Source organism: Bifidobacterium longum subsp. infantis ATCC 15697 = JCM 1222 = DSM 20088 (genome assembly GCF_000269965.1).
Taxonomy (GTDB): Bacteria; Actinomycetota; Actinomycetes; order Actinomycetales; family Bifidobacteriaceae; genus Bifidobacterium; species Bifidobacterium infantis.
In genome coordinates this window covers 436,373-455,699 of the sequence record NC_017219.1, presented here as the reverse complement: position 1 = coordinate 455,699, position 19,327 = coordinate 436,373, and the positions used below count along the sequence as shown (strand labels likewise).

The 19,327-nt window shown below is 60.0% G+C and carries 18 protein-coding genes and 1 riboswitch; of the genes, 8 read left to right on the top strand and 10 right to left on the bottom strand.

Annotated elements, in window-relative coordinates; translation table 11 throughout:
* Window positions 1-31: 31 nt before the first annotated feature.
* A complete protein-coding gene (gene cysS, locus BLIJ_RS02030) occupies window positions 32-1,681 on the top strand; it encodes a cysteine--tRNA ligase (RefSeq protein ID WP_012576816.1) in 1,650 nt (549 codons plus the stop codon).
* Window positions 1,682-1,699: 18 nt separating this feature from the next.
* Here cysS and BLIJ_RS02025 read toward each other — a convergent pair whose 3' ends face one another.
* A complete protein-coding gene (locus tag BLIJ_RS02025; protein WP_012576815.1) occupies window positions 1,700-2,608 on the bottom strand; it encodes a cation transporter in 909 nt (302 codons plus the stop codon).
* Window positions 2,609-2,912: 304 nt separating this feature from the next.
* Between BLIJ_RS02025 and ffh the strand changes: the two genes are divergently transcribed.
* Complete coding sequence (gene ffh, locus BLIJ_RS02020) at window positions 2,913-4,565, top strand: signal recognition particle protein (RefSeq protein WP_012576814.1); 1,653 nt, start codon at window positions 2,913-2,915, stop codon at window positions 4,563-4,565.
* Between the two features lie 76 nt (window positions 4,566-4,641).
* Window positions 4,642-5,751, top strand: coding sequence for an endonuclease/exonuclease/phosphatase family protein (locus BLIJ_RS02015; protein WP_012576813.1), 1,110 nt, complete (start codon window positions 4,642-4,644; stop codon window positions 5,749-5,751).
* 90 nt (window positions 5,752-5,841) lie between these two features.
* On the opposite strand, the gene ribH is transcribed toward BLIJ_RS02015, so the two are convergent.
* The 6 genes from ribH to BLIJ_RS01985 form a co-directional block, all read right to left on the bottom strand.
* Window positions 5,842-6,309, bottom strand: coding sequence for a 6,7-dimethyl-8-ribityllumazine synthase (gene ribH / locus BLIJ_RS02010; protein WP_012576812.1), 468 nt, complete (start codon window positions 6,307-6,309; stop codon window positions 5,842-5,844).
* Window positions 6,310-7,515, bottom strand: a complete 1,206-nt coding sequence (locus BLIJ_RS02005; RefSeq protein WP_012576811.1) for a bifunctional 3,4-dihydroxy-2-butanone-4-phosphate synthase/GTP cyclohydrolase II — start codon at window positions 7,513-7,515, stop codon at window positions 6,310-6,312.
* 17 nt (window positions 7,516-7,532) lie between these two features.
* Window positions 7,533-8,162 carry a riboflavin synthase gene (locus tag BLIJ_RS02000; RefSeq protein ID WP_012576810.1) on the bottom strand — a complete coding sequence of 210 codons (630 nt, stop codon included), beginning with the start codon at window positions 8,160-8,162 and terminating at the stop codon, window positions 7,533-7,535.
* The gene (gene ribD / locus BLIJ_RS01995; RefSeq protein ID WP_231837849.1) at window positions 8,147-9,274 is read right to left on the bottom strand and encodes a bifunctional diaminohydroxyphosphoribosylaminopyrimidine deaminase/5-amino-6-(5-phosphoribosylamino)uracil reductase RibD; all 1,128 of its coding nucleotides are present in this window, start codon (window positions 9,272-9,274) and stop codon (window positions 8,147-8,149) included. Before ribD ends, BLIJ_RS02000 begins: the two co-directional genes overlap by 16 nt.
* 99 nt (window positions 9,275-9,373) lie before the next feature.
* Window positions 9,374-9,488, bottom strand: a riboswitch (FMN riboswitch).
* On the bottom strand, window positions 9,487-10,881 hold the full coding sequence (pabB, locus tag BLIJ_RS01990) for an aminodeoxychorismate synthase component I (protein ID WP_012576808.1): 1,395 nt from the start codon (window positions 10,879-10,881) through the stop codon (window positions 9,487-9,489). Its footprint overlaps the riboswitch before it by 2 nt.
* Complete coding sequence (locus BLIJ_RS01985; protein ID WP_012576807.1) at window positions 10,878-11,675, bottom strand: aminotransferase class IV; 798 nt, start codon at window positions 11,673-11,675, stop codon at window positions 10,878-10,880. Before BLIJ_RS01985 ends, pabB begins: the two co-directional genes overlap by 4 nt.
* 277 nt (window positions 11,676-11,952) lie before the next feature.
* On the opposite strand from BLIJ_RS01985, the gene rpsP reads away from it, so the two are divergent.
* The 5 genes from rpsP to BLIJ_RS01960 all read left to right on the top strand — a co-directional run bounded on the left by rpsP (window position 11,953) and on the right by BLIJ_RS01960 (window position 15,017).
* A complete protein-coding gene (rpsP, locus tag BLIJ_RS01980; RefSeq protein WP_012576806.1) occupies window positions 11,953-12,414 on the top strand; it encodes a 30S ribosomal protein S16 in 462 nt (153 codons plus the stop codon).
* A gap of 20 nt (window positions 12,415-12,434) precedes the next feature.
* On the top strand, window positions 12,435-12,668 hold the full coding sequence (locus BLIJ_RS01975; RefSeq protein ID WP_007051427.1) for an RNA-binding protein: 234 nt from the start codon (window positions 12,435-12,437) through the stop codon (window positions 12,666-12,668).
* A 22-nt stretch (window positions 12,669-12,690) separates the two neighbouring features.
* The gene (rimM, locus tag BLIJ_RS01970) at window positions 12,691-13,305 is read left to right on the top strand and encodes a ribosome maturation factor RimM (protein WP_012576805.1); all 615 of its coding nucleotides are present in this window, start codon (window positions 12,691-12,693) and stop codon (window positions 13,303-13,305) included.
* 193 nt (window positions 13,306-13,498) lie between these two features.
* Window positions 13,499-13,792, top strand: a complete 294-nt coding sequence (locus tag BLIJ_RS01965; RefSeq protein ID WP_012576804.1) for a helix-turn-helix domain-containing protein — start codon at window positions 13,499-13,501, stop codon at window positions 13,790-13,792.
* A gap of 7 nt (window positions 13,793-13,799) precedes the next feature.
* A complete protein-coding gene (locus BLIJ_RS01960; RefSeq protein WP_008782865.1) occupies window positions 13,800-15,017 on the top strand; it encodes a type II toxin-antitoxin system HipA family toxin in 1,218 nt (405 codons plus the stop codon).
* 368 nt (window positions 15,018-15,385) lie between these two features.
* Here the strand turns inward: BLIJ_RS01960 and BLIJ_RS01955 are convergent, their stop codons facing one another.
* The 3 genes from BLIJ_RS01955 to BLIJ_RS01945 are packed head-to-tail and all read right to left on the bottom strand — an operon-like array spanning window position 15,386 to window position 19,294.
* Window positions 15,386-17,512 carry a hypothetical protein gene (locus BLIJ_RS01955; RefSeq protein WP_014484571.1) on the bottom strand — a complete coding sequence of 709 codons (2,127 nt, stop codon included), beginning with the start codon at window positions 17,510-17,512 and terminating at the stop codon, window positions 15,386-15,388.
* A 19-nt stretch (window positions 17,513-17,531) separates the two neighbouring features.
* Window positions 17,532-18,365 (bottom strand): carbohydrate ABC transporter permease, encoded by an 834-nt coding sequence (locus BLIJ_RS01950; RefSeq protein WP_010081158.1) that lies wholly within the window; start codon window positions 18,363-18,365, stop codon window positions 17,532-17,534.
* Entirely contained in the window at window positions 18,362-19,294 is a 933-nt protein-coding gene (locus tag BLIJ_RS01945) for a carbohydrate ABC transporter permease (RefSeq protein ID WP_012576802.1), read from the bottom strand. The genes BLIJ_RS01950 and BLIJ_RS01945 overlap by 4 nt, the downstream gene beginning before the upstream one ends.
* Window positions 19,295-19,327: the final 33 nt, after the last annotated feature.

Genomic DNA, 19,327 nt, shown 5'->3' with positions numbered 1-19,327 from the left:
ATGTCTGGTTCGGACCCTACGCTTGAGTGTTATGGGAAACAGCCAAGAACCGCAGGATTTCAACATTTCCGTCATGCCTTCAAGCCTGACGCCGATACATGTTGCCAAGGCCGCAGAAGGCCTGAATCTGTATGACACCGCCTCGCACCAGGTCAGCCATTTCGTGCCGCTCAAGCCGGGCGAAGTCGGCATTTATGTGTGTGGCGCGACTGTGCAGTCGTCACCGCATATCGGCCATATCCGTGCCGCCGTGGCGTTCGACATCGTGCGCCGCTGGTTTTTGAAGCTCGGCTACAAAGTCACTTTTGTGCGTAATGTGACCGATATCGACGACAAGATCCTCGATAAGGCCGCGGCCGCCGGCCAGCGTTGGTGGGCCCGCGCCTATTATTACGAGCGCGAATTCACCGAGGCGTACAACACGCTCGGCGTACTGCCGCCCACCGTGGAACCTCGCGCCACCGGCCACATGTCGGACATGATCGACCTGATTCAGCGCATTCTCGACAACGGCCACGGCTATGTGGTCACGGATGCGGACGGCAAGCCCACCGGCAACGTGTACTTCGATGTGGCATCCTGGCCGCATTACGGCGAACTCACCCACCAGAAGCAGACCTCCGAAGTCGATGAGGCCGCCGCCGTGGCCGACCGCATGGGCCCGTCCGTGGACGCCACCGGTGCCGACAAGTACAATCCGGTCGACCCGGCCGACGCCTCCCCCGACAAGCACGACCCGCGTGATTTCGCCCTGTGGAAGGCCCCCAAGGACACCGATCCCGAGGACGCCCGTTGGTCGACGCCGTTCGGCGTGGGTCGCCCTGGCTGGCACATCGAATGCTCCGCCATGTCCCACCGTTACCTGGGCGATGGCTTCGACATTCACGGCGGCGGTTTGGATCTGCGCTTCCCCCACCACGAAAACGAGATGGCGCAGACCTGCGCGGCCGGCTACCCCTCTGCTGCGCGCTGGATGCATTCGGCATGGGTGACCGCCAAGGGCGAGAAGATGTCGAAGTCGCTGGGCACCGGCCTGTCCGTGCCGAGCGTGCTGGCCGAGCATTCCGCTTGGGTGGTGCGTTACGCTTTGGGCTCCGTGCAGTACCGGTCGATGCTCGAATGGTCCGATCAGGCGCTGGTCGAGGCGCAGGCCGCATACGACCGCGTCTCGAACTTCATCGAACGAGCCGGCGTGGCACTGGGCGGTCAGCCTTCTCGCGAGGAGGTTGCTGCCGTCTCCGCCGACGACCTGCCCGCTGATTTCGTGGCCGCCATGAATGACGACGTCAATGTGTCTGGTGCAACCGCCGCGATCTTCACCGCCATCCGTTCCGGCAACACGTTGCTTTCACAGCTGGCTGACCGCGCCGATTCCGAAACCGCCAAGGCCGAGGTGCGTGAGGCGCTGCTCGCCGTGCGTGCCATGCTCGACACCTTGGGTCTCGACCCGCTGGCCGAACCGTGGGTGTCCGCCGGCGTTGCCGGCGGTGCCGCTGATGGCACGGCCGAGTCACCCGAACATGCGGCGCTGGAGGCACTGATTGCCGAGCAGCTCAACGCCCGCGCCGAGGCCCGCAAGGCCAAGGACTTCGTCAAGGCCGACCAGATTCGCGACGCCCTGACCGAGGCCGGCATCGCCATCGAAGACGGCCCGCAGGGTTCCACTTGGAGCCTGAAGTAGCCGCTTCAAACCCATCAATCAGTCAAACACGAAGTCCACGTCCACGATGTGCAGGCGCTTGATGAGCTCCTTCTCCAGCGAGCGCTTGCATTCGATGAGGTCGGCTACATCAATGGTTTCGCCGATGCCGCTCAGATACACGTCAACGGTGTAGTTCATGCCGGTCTTGAAGATCAGCGTCTGCTCGTAGTCGGTGTTGGCAGGCAGATGGCGCTGTGCCTCGGCCTCCACGTAGGCGTTGGTTTCATCGTCGTCATGCACGCCGCCGACCAATTCCACGAACGCCTCTTTGAGCACGCTGAACGGCTCCTTGATGGTCAATGCCACCAAAGCCACGGTGATGAAGAAATCGCCGGTGTAGTGCAGGAAGTCAAGCGGACCGCCGGCCGGTAGCAGCATCAGGAAGATGGCAACCACGCCGATGCCGAACGACATCGATCCGTCGACCAACGTGCTCTTGCACTCGGCGGTGAGCATGGTGCTGGAATCGCCGATGGAGCGGTTGGAACGCCGGTAATACGTGTATAGGCTGAAGCACACGATTACGGTCAGGATCTCGTAGATGACCACCGGGCCGGTTTCAATGCGTTCGCCGGACCCGAACACGAAGTAGTCGTACGCTACTCGGCACACGTCAATCAGCGAATACACCAACAACGACATGGTGAAAATGGCCTTGCAGATCGCGTAGATGGGTTCCAGTGCGAACATGCCATTGGGGAAGCGCTCGGTGGTTCGCACCGTGCGCGACGAGAGATACACCGCCACCATTCCGGACAGGACGGAAATCGCGGTGAAGGAGAAGTCGAGGAACATGGCCTTGAGGCCGGTCATGAAGAACACGGCCATGCCGGCTAAGACCTGCAGCACGTTGATGACGATGCCAACGATCAGGGCTTTGCGTTCGAGTAGTTTTTGGGTGGGCATCAGTGGGCCTTCCTTATTGCACGGCATGTCTGCGTTGGCCCGAACGTCATGGTTCGGAGCGCACGGCAGTCTGCGTATAAGCGGTGTCCAGCGATTTTCAAAACAGCGTAAGCATTCCAAAAAACACAGGATTCTTTACGGTTTCCATGGTATCGGAAGCACTCGATTGGCTTCGCCACGAGCGGACGGCACGGCATTTGCCGTCTGAATGCCCAACATCCCTGACTACTACGCGACACATTCCCCGGAAAGCGTCGTCCCCAACACCGCAATTTCCCGCGTGGCGGCTAGACTGTTGCCCATTATGGCAGCTTTTTCATCTTTGACAGACAGACTCTCGAATGCGTTCAAGCATCTCAAGAGCAAGGGCAAGCTTTCCGAGGCGGATATCGACGGTACGATCCGTGAAATCCGCCGCGCGCTGCTCGACGCCGACGTGGCGCTCGACGTGGTGCGTTCCTTCACCGGCAAGGTGCGTGAGCGCGCACTGGGCACCGAGGTGTCCGACGCACTCAACCCCGCCCAACAGGTGGTGAAAATCGTCAACGAGGAGCTCACCGACGTGCTCGGCCAAGGCGTCGATCGTCCGCTGAACTTCGCAAAGAACCCGCCGACGATCATCATGCTCGCCGGCCTTCAGGGTGCCGGTAAGACCACGCTGGCCGGCAAGCTCGGCTACTGGCTCAAGGAGTCCGGCCACACGCCGCTGCTGGTGGCGGCCGATTTGCAGCGTCCGAACGCGGTGACGCAGCTGCAGGTGGTCGGCGAACGCGCCGGCGTGCCCGTCTATGCTCCCGAAAAGGGCGTCCAATCCGATGGCGGCGAGGCCGTCGCAGCTCCGGGCCAGACCTCCGGCGACCCGGTGAAGGTGGCCCGCGATTCCATCGAACTCGCGAGGCAGAAGCTCTACGACACGGTGATCATCGATACCGCCGGTCGTCTGGGCGTGGACGAGGAGCTGATGAGGCAGGCCCGCGACATTCGCGATGCCGTGCAGCCGAATGAGATCCTGTTCGTCATCGACGCGATGATCGGCCAGGACGCCGTCAGGACCGCCAAGGCCTTTGACGAGGGCGTGGACTTCACCGGCGTGGTGCTGTCCAAGCTCGATGGTGACGCCCGCGGTGGTGCCGCGTTGTCCGTGGCGTCCGTGACCGGCAAGCCGATCCTGTTCGCCTCCAATGGCGAGGGGTTGAAGGACTTCGAGGTCTTCCACCCGGACCGTATGGCTTCGCGCATCCTCGACATGGGCGACATCATGACGCTCATCGAACAGGCGCAGAAGCAGTTCGACGAGGAGGAGGCCCGCAAGGCCGCCGCGAAGATCTCCGATGGCTCCTTCGGCCTGGACGATTTCCTCGATCAGCTGCAGCAGGTGCGCAAGCTGGGGTCGATGAAGTCCCTGCTCGGCATGATTCCGGGCATGGCCCAGCACCGCAAGGAACTCGAGCAGTTCGATGAGAAGGAAATCGACCGCACCGAGGCGATTATTCGCTCGATGACCCCGGCCGAGCGCCGCGATCCGTCGATCATCAATGGTTCCCGCCGCGCCCGCATCGCCTATGGTTCCGGCGTGACGGTCTCCCAGGTGAACGCTTTGCTGCAGCGTTTCGAGCAGGCCGCAAAGATGATGCGTCGCATGACCAACCGTGGCGGCATGGGCGGCGGCATCCCCGGCTTCGGCGGCCCGGCTATGGGCGGCGGCAAGAAGAAGGGCAAGAACAAGAAGAAGGGCGGCAAATCCGGCAATCCGATGAAGCGCGAGGCCGAGGAAAAGGCATTGCGCGACAAGCTGGCCGGCAAGTCCTCCGGTTCGACCGGCGGTTCCGCCTTCGCCAAGAAGCCACAGAACCCGGCCCTGCCCGCCGGCCTTGAACAGATGATGGGCAACGTCGATGGTGGCACTGAACTGCCGCCGAACCTCGGCGGAGGCCTTGGCGGACTGTTCGGCCGCTGATCTCACAACTTGGCTCCCCTCGCAGAGGGGAGCCAAGTTATATCTCGGTTCAATTTGTATTTCGAAAGGAACTTCCATGACGACAATCCTCGGCGCGGTGGCAATCATCGCACTGTTATGGACGGCCTTAAGCGCGCTGCCCGCCGGTCTCGAGGCCCGCATGCCGCTTCCGTACATGATTGCCCTGACTCCGCTGTTGTGGGTTCCTTTGATGATCCTGGCCGCGGTCGCCGCATGGCAACATGAATGGACTGCGATGTCGTTGCTTATTATGGTCGCGCTGATTGCCAGCTCACAGCGCATCAGCTACTGGGGTACGTCAATCGACCCAGCCGGCAAACGCAGAGAATCCCATCGTGAAACAGCCCGTGAAACAACTTCGCCGACGCTGTCAAAAAGCCATAACAGCAATACATCGAGCACCTCAAACACTCCGAAGGAAGGACCCGAAACAGTCCCCGATGGGCACCGTGAAACAACGCGTGAAACACTCTCGCCCCAGTTCTCGGTTATGACGATGAATTGTCGATACGGACGCGCCGACGCCGCTGAAATCATTCGCAATATTCGCGAACGCAATATCAGCGTATTGGCCTTGCAGGAAGTCACCGACGACCTCATCACACGTCTTACCGAAGCCGACATCAACGAACTCCTCCCCTACCATCAGTTCGGAGACGCCAAAGAGACCGATAATGGCGGATTCAACGTGATCTATTCCCGCTACGAGCCGAGCGCAGCGGTGCCCAACGTGGTCTCCATCCCTGCCGCCGACGTTCCCGCCATCACCCTCAAAACCTCCGGTAATCGCACAGTGACGCTTTGTTCGGCTCACCCGAAATCGCCGATGCGCGGCTGCGCGGATTGGTCGGCCGGCATTCTGGGGCTGCGAGAACTCGCCCGTGCAAAATCCGTCAGCAATCGCAATATCGTCGTCGTTATGGGCGATCTCAACTCGAGCACCGACCACCCGAGCTTCCGCGCGTTGCTCAAGTCCGGATTCAAGGACGCAAGTCTGACTCAAGCCGCCGGCCCGAATCTCACCTTCCCGCGCTGGCTCAAGTGGCCGCGCATCGAACTGGACCATATTCTGTTCGCCCAAGGGCTCAGACCGTCCGGCGTGACGTCCTTCGAAGTGCCGGACACCGACCATCTGGCTTTGGCCGCAACGCTCACCCTGCGGTAGCGGGCGCGGCGATCGATCGGGCCTTGGCCGTGTGGCGAGAAGCGGGCGGGAACGTCTGGAAGACCCCGCCCGCAGCCGGGTGGTTCGCCGTCAGAGGTCCATGGAGCGGATCAGATTCACCATTTCGATCGCGCCCTGCGCGCACTCGGAACCCTTGTTCCCCGCTTTGGTGCCGGCCCGTTCGATCGCCTGTTCGATGGAATCCGTCGTCAGCACGCCGAACAGCACCGGCACACCGGTGTCGAGGCTGGTCTGCGCGATTCCCTTCGAGACCTCGTTGCACACGTAATCGTAGTGGCTGGTGCTGCCCCGAATGACCGCGCCCAGGCAGATGATCGCATCGTAGCGCTTGCTCTTGGCCATCCTCGACGCGATCAGGGGTATCTCAAAGGCACCCGGCACCCAGGCCACCGCTATGTCCTGTTCGCGGACATTCTCCCTTTTCAGGGTGTCCAGCGCCCCTGCCAGCAGTTTTGAGGTGATGAACTCGTTGAACCTCGCCACAACGATGCCTATCGTGATGTTTTCGGCTACCAGATCGCCTTCGAACGTGTGCATTTATTCCTCCTCCATGTTCAGGATATGTCCCATGCGGTTTTTCTTGGTTTTGAGATAGAAACTGTCGTAAGCATTGGCTTCGATTTCGATTGGTATTCTGTCGCGGATCTCCATTCCATAGTCTTCCAATTGATACACTTTGTCGGGATTGTTGGTCAGCAGGAGCATAGACCGTATCCCCAGATCCCTGAGAATCTGCGCTCCGATGTAGTACTCCCTCGCGTCACCGGGGAACCCCAACGCGAGATTGGCGTCGAGCGTGTCCATGCCCTCGTCCTGCAGACGGTAGGCCTTCAGCTTGTTGACCAGACCGATGCCCCGCCCTTCCTGACGCATGTACAGCAGCACGCCAGAGCCATGCTCCGCGATCGTTCGCATCGCCGCGTCCAACTGCTGACCGCAATCGCAACGCAACGAGCCGAAGACGTCACCGGTCAGGCATTCCGAGTGCACCCGGCACAACACATCGGTCCCGTCGCCCAGATCCCCCATGACCAGCGCGACATGATGCTCGCCGTTCAACCTGTTCACATAGCAGTGCGCCGTGAATTCCCCGTATCGCGTGGGCATCGCCACGGTCGAGACGCATTCGACGAGCGTATCGTGCGCTTTCCTGTATTCCTGCAGTTCCTTGATGGTCAGGAGCGGGATCTGATGCTCCTGGGCGAACCGGGTCAGGTCGGGTGTCCTCATCATCCGGCCATCGTCGTCCATGATCTCGCAGCACAGGCCGCATTCGCGCAATCCCGCCAACCGCATGAGGTCGACGGTCGCCTCCGTGTGCCCGTTCCGTTCCAGAACGCCACCCTTCTTCGCCACCAGGGGGAACATATGCCCCGGTCTGCGGAAATCGAGGGGTTCCACGTCATCGGAGACGCACATGCGAGCCGTCAATCCCCGTTCTTCGGCGGAGATGCCGGTCGTGGTGCCACGGTAATCAATGGACACCGTAAAAGCGGTTTCATGGTTATCGGTGTTGTGCTCGACCATGGGCGGAAGCATCAGCTTGTGGGCCAGTTGCTCGCTCATGGGCATGCAGATCAATCCCTTGGCGTGGGTTGCCATGAAATTGACGTTCCATGTGGTGGCCGACTGCGCGGCACAGATGAGATCCCCCTCGTTCTCCCGGTCCTCGTCATCGATGACCAGAACGAGTTTTCCTTCCCGCAGCGCCTGCAACGCCGCTTGCACCGACTGATGGTTCATGATTCATACATCCTTTCTCAGAACCCGCACCGGGACAGCAGATCCTGCGTCAGTCCCGTCCGGGTCGTCATCATGTTCCGCACGTATTTTCCCAATACGTCGTTTTCGAGATTGACCACGCCGCCGACCCGTTTCTCGCCCAGCACCGTCTGCGCCAAGGTGTGCGGGATGATCGATACCGAGAAGTCCCTTTCCGTGACCTCCGCGACCGTCAGGCTGATGCCGTCGACGGCGATTGAGCCTTTCTCGACGATGCCTTCGAGTATCTCGTTCCGCGCCGCGATCCGGTACCACACGGCATTGCCTTCGCGCCGCACGGAGGATATGCTGCCCGTGCCGTCGATGTGCCCGGTGACGATATGGCCACCGAACCTTCCGTTCACCGGCAGGGCCCGTTCCAGGTTGACGCCGCTCCCGTGGCGCAATACGCCAAGCGAGGTTCTGCGCCACGTCTCATTCATCACGTCGACGGTGAAGCGCCGCCGGTCGAAATCGACGACCGTCAGACAGATGCCGTTCACCGCCATGCTGTCGCCGATATGGAGGTCCTCCATCACGTTCGTGGCATCGACCGACAGCGTGCAGTTGGCGGCGCTCCTCCGTATGTCCGCCACCGTTCCGACTTCCTCCACTATTCCCGTGAACATGAATACACCACCTCGCTTTCCACCAGATAATCCTCTCCCACTCGGGAGCAGGCGCGGGGCCGGAGCATGACGGCGTCGGAAGGCAGGGCGACCCCTTGGCCGCCCACCGGGCTTTTCGCGGTGCCGCCGAATATCTTCGGCGCGATGTACACGTGCGCCTCATCGACGATCCGCTGTTCGAGGGCGCTCCAATTCATCGCGCTCCCGCCTTCCAGCAGCACGCTGTCCATCTGCATATCCCCCAGGCGCCGCACCACGTCCGCCAGATCGACGTGGTCGCCCTTCCTTCCGACGGCGAGTATTTCGCAGCCGTGCCGCCGGTAGTCCTCCGCCTTGCGTTCGTCATCGCAGGCGGTGGCGATATAGGTCCTGACGTCATTCGCCGTCTGCACGATCCGCGAGGTGAGGGGCGTCCTCAATCGCGTATCGCAGACGACGCGAACCGGGTTCCTTCCGTGTGCCATGCGGCATGTCAGCAACGGGTCGTCCTCGATCACCGTGTTCACCCCCACCATGACCGCCGCGACGGATCGACGGAGCTGATGGACCCGACGCCTCGACTCCTCGCCGCTGATCCACCGTGATTGATTGGTATGGGTCGCTATCTTCCCGTCCATCGTCATGGCGTATTTCATGATGACATACGGCGTATGCGTGGTGATGTATTTGCTGAACACCCGTATCAGATGCCGGCACTCGTCGGCCAGCACCCCCACATCGACCCGTATGCCGTGGTCTTCGAGCATGCGCACGCCCTTGCCGGACACCACGGGATTGCAGTCCAAGGTTCCGACGACGACCCTTGCGATGCCGCTTTCCACGATCGCCTCCGTGCATGGCGGCGTTTTGCCGTAATGGCAGCACGGCTCAAGCGTGACGTACAACGTCGCCCCGGCGGGTGACTGCGTGCAATGCCGCAACGCGTTCCTCTCGGCGTGCAATCCGCCGAACATCTCGTGATACCCCTGCCCGATGATCCGATCGTCCTTGACGATCACCGCGCCGACCATGGGATTGGGGTTCACGTATCCGGCCCCTCGCTTCGCCAGCTCGATCGCGAGTCCCATGTACTGCGCATCGTCCATGTACGCCTCCAAGCATGTTGCGCCCATACGCTATCCAAGGCATACAAAAGAAGGTTCATGCGAACACGAAAACGCCCTGAAATGATATGGCATCATTTCAGGGCGTACGACGAAGCATAAACGTACTTTCATCTTCTCTCATCCAGACTGTACTGTCGGCTTTGGAATCTCACCAAATCATGCCTTGCGGCTCGTGGGCTGTACCACCGGTAGGGAATCGCACCCTGCCCTGAAGATAGTTATTCGTTTTGCCCACGATTGTACTCGCCGACGCTCCCCCTGTCAACGGAAGCGGCCTCACGCAGCGCCCGGGCCTTCTGCATCGTCTCGTCGTACTCGAAGTCGAAATCGGATTCCACGGTGATGCCTCCGCCCACGCCGAGCGACGTCTCGCCTCCCTCCCTCACGATGGTGCGGATCACGACGTTGAAATCGCAATCGCCCGTATCGGAGAAATACCCGATGCTGCCCGTGTACAATCCCCGGGGCGCGCGTTCGAGCTCGTCGATGATCTGCATGGCGCGAACCTTCGGGGCGCCGGTGATCGAACCGGTGGGAAACGCGGCGCGAACCGCGTCCACGGCGCAACGATCCTTGCGCAGCGTCCCCTCGACGGTCGCGACGAGATGGAATACGGAAGGATACGTCTCGATGGCAAAGTCGGGGTCCGTGCCGACGGAACCCGGTTCGCAGACGATCGACAGGTCGTTGCGTTCGAGGTCCACGACCATCAGCAGTTCGCTGTGGTCCTTCTCGCTGCGGGCGAGTTCCTCGCGGTTCGCCCGATCCTCGTCCGGCGTGCCGCCGCGCGGCCGGGTCCCTTTGATGGGCCGCGTCACCACATGCCCCGAGCGAATCTCCATGAACCGTTCCATGCTCGAACAGCACACGTCGAGACCCGGCGCGCGCAGATAGGCGGAAAACGGGGCCGGGTTGTGGGTGCGCAGATAACGGTAGATGGCATAGGGGCTCTCGGACGTCTCCAGGCGCAGGCGCTGCGCCATGTTGACGACGTAGGCGTCGCCGGCGCGCAGATGATCGACGAGACGGGCCAGGGCGTCGCCGTACCCGGCCCGCGTGAAATCGGAGGAGCATGGGGCGAGCGAACGTCGGCGCGCGGGATGAGGGGCGGGAGGGCATGAATCCACCAGGTCCTGCGCCCATGTCAGGGCGTGGGCGGCCGTCATCGTCCGCCCCTGGCAGCAACAGAACAACGCCCGCGACCGGACGTCCTCGATGAGTAGCAGGTCGTAGAAGACCATGCTCGCCTCCGGTGTGGCCGCGACGGGATCGTGCCTGGTCGGCACGCCGCACGATTCGCGGCCGAAATCGTATCCCAGATACCCGATCGCGCCTCCCGTGAGGGGCAGACGCGGATCGCGCGCGCCATCGCAGGGTCCAAGCCGCTTCTTCACGACATCGAAGAAATCACCCTCCACGGCAACGCCGTCGACGAGGCATCCGCCCCGCCCATGTTCGATCACAAGATAGGGGAAGAGTCCCAGGATCGAGTAGCGCCCCTGCGCCCCCGGCATCGAGGAGTCCAGGAACGCGAAGCGTTCCTCGCCGCGCACGCGCTCCACGATGTCGGCAAGCGGTCGGAACGTCCTGAGCTTGAACACCTGCGCGCTCACCGGAACTCCTTCGTCTGCGCCCGGGCCCGCGTCCGCGCCACCATGCGGGCATAGGCGTCGTTCACGTCGCGCGACACGCTCCCCGGTTCGAATTCCACGCCGCCGATACCGGCCACGGGCATGGCACCCATCAGGGAGTTGGTGAGGAACACCTCGTCGGCCCGAAGCAGCTCGTCGGGCATGATCGGGCGTTCGACGGCCCCCGTGAACCCGATCACGGCATGGCGCATGACCCCGGGCAGCAGACCGCAGGAGACGGGAGGCGTCACGACGTCTCCCCCGATGACGGCAAAGATATTGGAGACGGCCCCTTCGGCGACCTCGCCCCGCGTATTGAGGAACAACGGCTCGTCGACGGCGCGGTCACGGGCGCGACGCTTCTCCATGATGTTTTCGGCATACGCCAGCGTCTTCATGCGCGCGAGGGGGGAGGATTCGTTCCTGCGCACATCGGCGAAGTCGCAGCGGAAGACGCGCTTCGCCCCCGGCGCGGCATACGGGTTGTGTCTCAACGAGACGACGCGGTTGCGCTCGGTGACCGTGAGCTTGAGGGCCGAATCGTCCGATGCGCCGAGTCCGGCGCATGCGCGGAGAACCATCGTCTCCAGATCGGCGCGACGCGCCTCGATGCCGAGGTATCGCAACGTCTCACCCAAACGCGTCAGATGGTCGTCCAGAAACACGGGCGCGCCGCCGGATACCGCGATGGTCTCGAAGGCCCCCATGCCGAAGAAGAATCCGTCATCCGCATCCACACGCGCCCGGGCACCGGGGCCGATCACGCACTCACCCATCGATCAGCGCCCCCTTTCCCGTCTCGCACTGCCATCAATCAGGCTATCAGTCATGAAGACGGTAGGTGCGCCGCCGACACGCCGTCCGTCCGGCGATTCCGTGCGTCACGACCGGACCGATGCGCAATATCCGGCTTCCGCGTTACACTAGTACGGTTATTCGCGCGCGCGTGGCGCCCTCTACACCCCGAGCCGCGAGGACACGTGGATTCCGGCCGGTCATGCCCCACATGGCAAACCGAGAACCCGCACACCTAGCATTACAAGGAGAGCCATTTTGGCAACCAAGATTCGTCTGAAGCGACAGGGCAAGAAGTTCTACGCCTTCTACCGTGTGGTGGTCGTCGATTCCCGCAAGAAGCGTGACGGCAAGGTCATCGAGGAGATCGGTATCTACAACCCCAACACCCAGCCCTCGACCATCCAGATCAAGTCTGACCGCGCTCAGTACTGGCTCGGCGTCGGCGCTCAGCCGTCCGAGCCCGTCTTCAAGCTGCTGAACATCACCGGCGACTGGCAGAAGTACAAGGGCCTTGAAGGTGCCGAAGGCACCCTGAAGACCGTTGAAGCTGGCCCGGACGCCGAGGCCCGCATCGCGGCCGTTGAGAACCAGGCTCAGAAGCTGAAGGCCGCCAAGTCCGAAGCTGCTGCCAAGGCCAAGGCTGAAGCCGAAGCCGCTGCCGCCGCTGAGGAAGCCCCGGCTGAAGAGGCCGCCGAAGAAGCTCCGGCTGAGGCCTGAGCGGAAACGAAAGGCTAGCTATGCTCGCACAGGCTGTGGAACACCTCATCAAGAACATCGTTGATTTTCCCGACGATGTTTCCGTCAAGTCTCATGAGAACGCGCGCGGCGAACTGCTTCGTGTACGCGTGAACCCGGAAGACATCGGCCGTGTGATCGGCCGTGGCGGCCGCACCGCCAACGCGATTCGCACCGTGATTCAGGCACTGTCTGACCACAAGGTCCGCGTTGACATCATGGACGTCCGTCGATAACCGATAAGGAACGATTCACAGCATGGCACAGCAAGACATGCACGACGACCCTCAGCAGCTCGAGTTGCTGAGGGTCGCTCGTATTGGCCGCGCACAGGGCCTGAAGGGCGAAGTCACCGTGCGCCTGTACACCGATGATCCCGAGTGGCGCTTCGAGCCGGACTCCGTGCTCTACAGCCAGGATGGCGAGGCCGAGTACATCGTCGAGGGCTCACGCACGTTCAAGGATCGTTGGATTCTCAAGCTTGAGGGCGTCGACGACCGCAATGCCGCCGAGGCCCTAAACGGTGTCGAACTCTACGGCGAGGTCGACGACGCAGAAGATATGCTCGAAGCCGACGAATGGTATCCCAAGGATCTTATTGGCCTTGAGGCCCGTCTAGTCGAGGGCAACGGTCTGGGACTGCCCGCCGGCCAAGTGGTCGGCAAAGTGGTGAATGTGGTCGACTCCCCCGCTCAGTCACTGCTCAAGATTCGTTTGACCGAGCCGGTGGTAACCGGCCAGAATTCCAAGGGCGAGGATGTAGTCGAGAAGACCGCGTTGGTGCCGTTCGTGGAGGAACTGGTGCCCGACATCGATCTGGAGGAGCAATACCTCACGCTCGACCCACCCGGTGGTTTGATTCCGGGATTGTAAACCTCATATACACGTGAGACCAAAGGACTTTCTGGCTATTTGCTGGCAGAAAGTCCTTTTGCGTATGAGCAGAAACATCGAGACGCTAAACCTTCCTCATTCCGGTATCGCATAGCAGATAATCAATAGTATACTAGTGAATAAATGATTTTATTCATGGAAAACTATATGTTATAACACTCGGAGTATCGCAATGAAGTATGTGCCCACCACCACCAAACGCGATTTACGCATCCTAGGCGAACAGTTCTCGCAACAGCGCAAACTACTGATGTTGACGGTTGCGGATGTAGCACACCGCTCTGGTGTCAGCCCGACCACAGTGTCAAATCTGGAGCAAGGCAAGGCTGTCCGGTCAGATTCGCTGTTAACCATCGCGCGCGTGTTGCAACTTGCTGACACACTCGTAGCCGCATGCGACCCCTATTCCACCGATCTTGGGCGTCTCCGCGCTGGCCAACAACTCCCGAAGCGCGTTCGGAGGTGAATCCCTGATGGCAAAAACTATCGAATCAACTGTACTGATTACGCTAGGGCCTGGAATGGAAGCTCCTGCCGGCACATTGTATGCGACTGGCGACGACCTATCGTTCCGCTATGATTCGACGTACACAATCAGCAGCGATTCCTTCGACCTCTTCCCATCTATGCCCCGCTCGTTGGCCCCATTCTTCTTCTCTGGACTTGGTCCATTTTCGGATTCCGCCCCAGACCGTTGGGGCAGAAAGGTGTTTTCCCGCAGTCTTAAACGGACGCGTGTCAGCGAGTCGGAATATTTGTTCGGTGTCAACGATCTGACAAGACAGGGTGCCATTCGATTCATTGTTGATGGCAAGCCAGCGGCAGGAGATGAAGGAGTACCCGTACTGTCAAAGCTGCCGGAGTTATTGGACACTGCGGATGCGGTGGAACAGAACCGCGAGGTAAGTGATGTCTCCTTACGCAGGTTGTATCGGGCAACCGGCTCACTCGGAGGCGCACGACCTAAAGCTTCGGTGTCGGATCGTAATGCGCTGTGGCTGGCCAAATTTCCGAAACCGAACGGCGATGATTGGGATGTTATCGGTTGGGAAGCCGTCACCTTGGAAATCGCGAACATGGCCGGCATCAAAGTGCCCGAACATCGCGTCATTGCAATAAAGGATTCGGAGGAGAGAAGCCGGACCGTGCTATTGACTCACCGTTTTGATCGCGTGTCTGCACCATCAGTTGAGCGAATGGAGCGATTACCTTATATATCCGCAATGACCGCGCTGGAAGCAAGAGATGGGGACGGCGGAGACTGGTTGGATCTAGCAGAATTTACGCGTAGGGCAGGAGGAGACACCATAGAGCTGTGGCGGAGAGCAATGTTTGGCGCGGCCATCGGCAACACTGATGACCATCTACGAAACCACGGGTATTTGCGTAAGAATAATTCCTGGCAATTGGCACCCGCTTTTGACATGAATCCTGAACCATTCGATCCGTCGCTACCCGACTCACACCAGATGTCATTATTAGGTGACACCGAAGTCGATATAGATAAATTGATGTCCGATGAGAGTCTGTCTTTGTTCGGTGTAAGCCGTAAATATGCGGATCATTGGTTGCCGACATTGCGATCAGCCTTATCTCAGGCATTATCTCGAGCCGCGATGCGCCGCATTGACATGCATTCCATCAATCTGATGGCCGAACGTTTTGATAAGGCGGTTCATGCTCTGCAGTAGAGCGATGGGGATCTACCGCAAACTGTTACTCGTCTCGTGGCTCCGGCCTCGGTATGTCTCTGGTATCGCTTAAAAAGTCACGGCGGTCCTCACACCGGAGAGCAACGATTGCGATGACTGCGTGGCCGACACGTCATACGGCAGCTGATTGGCATCCGACTGCTAAAGGTCAGTTCAGGCAGATGACAAAGTTCCGAGAATTCTTTCCTTACGTTTTCTCCATCGGTTACAGGCACGTTCGATACGTTTATAGCCAATTAGCTCGGACGGCACCAAATGAAAAATCCTTGCCTACTTCCCTATTCGAGCATCCCCAAAAGGGCACGCCACCGCTGCAATGGCGTGCCCCGAATAGAGCGCCGCTGGGCTCAGAGCGCAGAGAAGCCCTCTTCGGCAATCATGCGCATCCAGATATTGAGGTGCCAGTCCTGATCATTGGCCAATGGGTCGGCCTGATGCATGGACCGCCCATCGACGTTGGAGGGAAACACATAGGCACACGTGGCGGAACCATCCGCGCCATAGTTCGCCATATTGGCCTCGAAAATCGCCTTGGCCAAATCATCGGTACGTGCGGAGCGCCTTTCTTGCGGCAACCGTGCCAGCACTTCGGCGGTCAACGTGGACCAATAATGAGGGAACACATCACCGAATTGTCGGTTGATGCCGAACCAATACCCATCCCAATGTCGAATCGCCACACCGTAGAGACGCGAGTCCGGCTGCGGGCCGCTGAACGCCAATAGCCAATCCAATCGCTCCACGGCACCATCCAGGTATTCGGCGCGCCCGGTAATGCGATGCGCTTCCAACAGCAGACTCACCAACGGCGCAGTGATGGACTGTTCGTAAGACACCTCATGGTAGGGCAGGTCGATACCCAATCCCAGGAAGTAGTCCGCACTGACCACCACACGATCGAGCAGACGTTGGGTCTCCTCGGTTCGCCCGGTCTGCTTAAGCACACGCGCCAAGGCCGCACTGGATTCGGCGAACTCGATGCTCAGGAAGTGTTCGCCGCCAATTTCGGCCGCCCGATCGGCGATGTTCACCGCCATATCGAGATCGTGCGCATCCTTGGTGGCCAGATAATGTTCGGTGAAGAAACTGATAATCCACGGGCAGTCATAGATACGGCCTCCGAATTTGGATTCCGGCAGCCCCGAGCCGCGACGTACCGCGCCGCTGGCGTCGATGAGCGCGGACTCGGCGAACGTGCGCCAAGCATCGGCGGCACGCTGGGCCGGCTCTCGTAGGGACTCGTCAAGCAGCCCAAGATTCAGCGCACGTTGTAGCAATACCGGCATGGCGATACGCTCGGAACCATCCGACCAGTCATCCCAACTGGGATCCAGCACATGCTGCCCGGTGCGGGTATCGGTAGCCACGATGGCCCCAGCCAACGCGCCGACGCGCTCATACGCCACCTGATGCTCCAGGATGTATCGCGCACGGTCGTTGACGGTATCCCTCAACGTCTTGTGGAAGAGTACTTCGGTATGTGCACGATGGTCTCCATCCACAAGCTGCAGTTGGTAGGTACCCGCCTGTTCGGCCGTCAACCGAACTCCGCTCACAGTCCGTTCGACGGTAAGACCGTCATCCAGCGCCGTAACAGCACGATTCGTGGCGATATCGATATGCCCGCCCACAGTGGCGCTTAACGAGGAGAACGATGCAGGAGCAATCGTAGCGGCCAGGAATGCATCCTCGTCCGCATACCATCCCAGTTCCCACGTCAGCGCATACGAGGCCCCCGGCTCCAGCGTGATGGTCGGCTGCCCGCCGAACGCATCGGGATTCAGCGCATAATCGGTGACCTGCAGCACGATGTGCCCGCGGATATCCGAATACGTGACCTGGTTACGCGATTGGATGGCATAGGCATTGATTGCGCCTTCCGTAACGATCAGCCCCAAGCGCGCACCGCGGCCGTCCATCGGCTCGGCCAGCACCCAGCTCCAGTCGCCTCCCGCGAATATATGCGCATGCACACATTCCCTCAACGCTTTGCGAGCGCCCGGATACCGGTCGTTCAATGGGGTCTGGATGCCCAAGCCTGTGATGGTCACCGGCTGGTTCGAAACGTTGCGCCATTCATAACGCTCGGTCAGCCGTTCGCCGCTACTGCGGGTAACGTCCAGGGCGAGTCCCGCACCGCACAGTGCGAACGTCTGCTGTTCCAGACCATTGGTTATGCCATATACCTGCGGCGTGTTCCACTGCGAGCCACCACTGGTAGTGACCACATAGCCGCTGCCCCAATACTGGTCCGATGTGTGCCAAGAGACACTGTCGTCCAGCAGATAATGACGATTGGGATTATCTTCGTTCACAAAAGCGATGGGAGCACCGGTGGATTGATCCAGAAGAACCTGGCCATTGCCGAACGGCAGCGAACTTCCAGCGAATTGAGAGAAATCCGTTGAGGCACCGGCTTCTGCAGTAGCACGTTCGATAGCGGCTTGCTGTGCAGCATTCTGTACGTCACTCATGACTGATCTCATTTCGTCCTCAGCCCTTAACGGAGCCGGCAACCAACCCGGAGACAATCCACTTCTGGCAGAAGCAGAAGAAAATGAACACCGGAACCAGGGCAAGCACCGTGATAGTCATGAACAGAGGCCAGTTCGTGGAGAACTGCTGCACGGCGTTGTATACCTGCAGCACGACGGTCTGGTTATCCGTGGAGCTGAGGAACACACTCGGCAGGAGGAAGTCGTTCCAAGTGCCCATGGTTTGGAATACGACGACGGTGGTCAATATTGGGGTGATCAGCGGCAACACGATGCGCGAGTAGATGCGCCATGGGCCGGCACCGTCGATTTTGGCCGCTTCGAACAATTCCTGTGGCAGGGACTTCATGTAGCCGACGATCAGGAAGTAGCAGAACACACACGAGCCCATATACAGCACAATCAAGCCAAGCAGCGAATCCACAAGTCCGGTCTCGGACTCCATGCGGTACAGCGGCAGCATTGTGGCCTGCACAGGAATGGCGAAGGTGACCATCAGTACGCCACCGACGATGGCGGTGAACTTGGATTTCTTGTATACCACACCGAATGCGGCCATCGAACCGACCAGAACCTGCAGCAGCACCGCCACCACGGTGACAATCAGCGTGTTGACGAACGCACGAATGATGGTGCCGTCGGCGAAGGCCTCCTTGTAGTTCTCCAGCGTCCACTGCTCCGGAAGCCCCAATGGGTTCTTGATCATATCGATTGAGGTCTTGAAGGAGCTGACGATCACATAGTACAGTGGCACGGCGCAAATCAGGGCCAGGCCAAGCACCACGATGGTGCGAAAGATTTTGCGAACGAGTTCACGCTGAGACGGTGTCATTGGAACCTCTTTTCCACGGCGTTGGCAATGCCGGTCTGCGCGGCGATGACGAGAATGCAGGCGATGGTGAAGCATACGGACAACGCCGAGCCCAGTCCGTACTGACTTTGGCCGATACCTTTGAGGATGATGGCCTGGGACAGCGTATTGGTGGCGTATCCGGGGCCACCGCCGGTCAAGGTGTACGGCAGATCGTAGATTTTCAGTCCGCCGGTCATCAAGAGGAACATCGAGACGACGATGCCGGGGATGAGCTGCGGCAGAGTGATATGGAAGAACTGCTGACGGGAATTGGCACCGTCGACACGAGCCTGTTCGTACAGGTCCGCCGGGATGGTTTGCAGATAGGCGAGGTACAGGGTGGCGTGCCAGCCGACCTGCATCCATACGGCCACGAAAATCACGCAGAACCGGGCCCAATTGTCATCGGCCAGCCAAGGGATATTCGGTATACCGAATACCGCGATGACTTTGTTCATCACGCCGGAACCCAGTGGAGAGAAGATGTACTGCCAAATTAGACCAATGATGGCCTGCGCCGGGACACCAAGGAAGAAGAACAGCGAACGGGCGAAGCTACGTCCCCACATGGCTTTGTTGAGGGTCACGGCCAGCGGAATGGCGAAACAGGTGACCAACAGTGTGGTGCCGAAGGCATACAGCAGGGTGAAGCCCAGGGCGGATAGCAGCGACGGGTCCTTGAAGATCACAGCGTAGTTGCTGAAGGCCACGAAGCTGAAGTTTTCGGAGTATCCGTCGTAATCGGTCAGTGAATAGAAGAACGACTGTGCCAACGGCACGACGGTAAGGATGAAGAAGATGATGATGATTGGCAGAAGAAACCAGAATGAGGAGAGGTTTTCCGCCCATAAGGATGATGCACGCTTGGATTTTGGTTTGGAAGCATGCCCAATGGTTGCAGCGGTCATGGGAAGTCCTTGAGAATTATGGTCGATTTGACA